Source organism: Carnobacterium sp. (genome assembly GCF_032094055.1).
Lineage (GTDB): Bacteria > Bacillota > Bacilli > Lactobacillales > Carnobacteriaceae > Carnobacterium_A.
This window is the reverse complement of sequence record NZ_DAMDAK010000102.1, coordinates 1-1,586: the sequence shown is the minus strand read 5'-3', so window position 1 is coordinate 1,586 and position 1,586 is coordinate 1. Positions and strand designations below refer to the sequence as shown.

General features: G+C 34.7%; 1 protein-coding gene and 1 pseudogene. Both read right to left on the bottom strand.

Translation table 11 applies throughout. The features are described 5' to 3' along the window. A pseudogene (locus RT405_RS12150) lies at positions 1-240 on the bottom strand (cell division protein FtsK); the annotation flags it as partial. 130 nt (positions 241-370) lie between these two features. Next, on the bottom strand, positions 371-1,586 hold a 1,216-nt coding region (locus tag RT405_RS12145; protein ID WP_313470024.1), incomplete at its 5' end, for a DNA topoisomerase.

Below are 1,586 nucleotides of genomic sequence, written 5' to 3'. Positions count from 1 at the left end.
TTTAAACGGCGGCTCTGTTCCTTTAAAAATTAAATAGCCTCCGTATAAAGCGACTAATAATGCAGCAAACATAAATGTATTCCCTACAAAAAAGCGGAATAAGTTCGCACTTAAAATACCGACAAATCCTAACTGAGAGGCTGCAAATAAACTTAAAATAATAAATAGTATACCGATAATTTCAATTGAAAAACTTTGTTGTTCTCTTTTTTTAGTCGTACTCTTTTTTTTAGCTGCCACAACTACAGAACCTCCTTTGACACTTCTTTCCTATTATACACAAAATAAATAAAAAGCGGAATAGTCTCTCTAAACAAACACAAAGCCTTATATTTCAACTTTCAAAATATAAGGCTTTTGTATTTTCCTTTTAATTTCCTTGTTTTTCCATAGCAGCTTTTAAAGCAAGTGCCAATGGGCTTTCAACTTCTTCTTGGGCTTCTTGATTTACTTTTTTCAGTAAGCGCTTGGTTTCGTGTTTAGTAATTTTTTTGTTTTTATTGTCTCCCATTTTTTCAGAAAGATTACAGTACTTGCATTTAAAATACTTTCCTTTTTTCCCTTCATGAATCTCCATTTTCCGATGACATTGAGCACAACGTCGATTAGAGATTTTTGGTTCTTTAAACCTTCTGTATGAACAAGACGTACTGCTGCAAACTAATAATTTACCTTCTCGTCCATTGCGTTCTTTTAATAATTCGCCGCAATCCGGACAAATTTTAGTGGTGATTGAATGATCTTTATACGTTTGTTCACTCATTTTTATTTCTTTAACTAATCGATTGGCTTCTTTTTTTATTTCTTTCAAAAAAACTTCTTTTTTTAATTGACCTAAAGCTATTTTTTCTAGTGAGTTCTCCCATTTGCTTGTCAATTCCGGTGTGACCAAAGCCGGATTCACTAACGTTAATAATTGTTTTCCTTTTGGAGAAACTGACAATTTCGTAGTTTTTCGCTCCATTAATTCACTGCTGATCAATTTCTCAATGATTTCCGCCCGAGTCGCCGGTGTTCCTAAACCATATTTTTCCATTTTTTGAAGCAATGTCGATTCAGTTAAACGATTGGGGGCTTTAGTTAATTGTTTTTTTATCTTGACTGTCGCTTGCTTTAATTGTTCACCTTGCTTGTACTGTTTTTTATTTTTTGTTGGCTCAACTTGCCGCCAGCCATTTTCCAACACGACTTCTTGCTGCAACTTAAACGTTACATCTTCTACAGCTAACCAATAAGTTGTTTGAGCCACTTTATAAGCTGGTAAAAACAAACCTAAAAACCGCTCTACGATCATTCGATAAATACGCAATTCATCCTGATCCATTTTTTCTGGACGCGGTCGTTCTTCAGTCGGGATAATTCCATGGTGGTCAGTCACTTTATTGTTATCAAACACGCCTTTTTGAGTCACTTGTGACCCTTTTTTCACTATCTCTTTTACCTCTATGCTGGCAAATGGCTGGATAGCTTGCAAGCGATCTTTCATTGTACTTTGCATATCTGTTGTCAGATGCTTTGAATCTGTTCTTGGATAAGAAACAATTTTATGCCGTTCATAAAGAGCTTGCATAATATTTAGTGTCTTT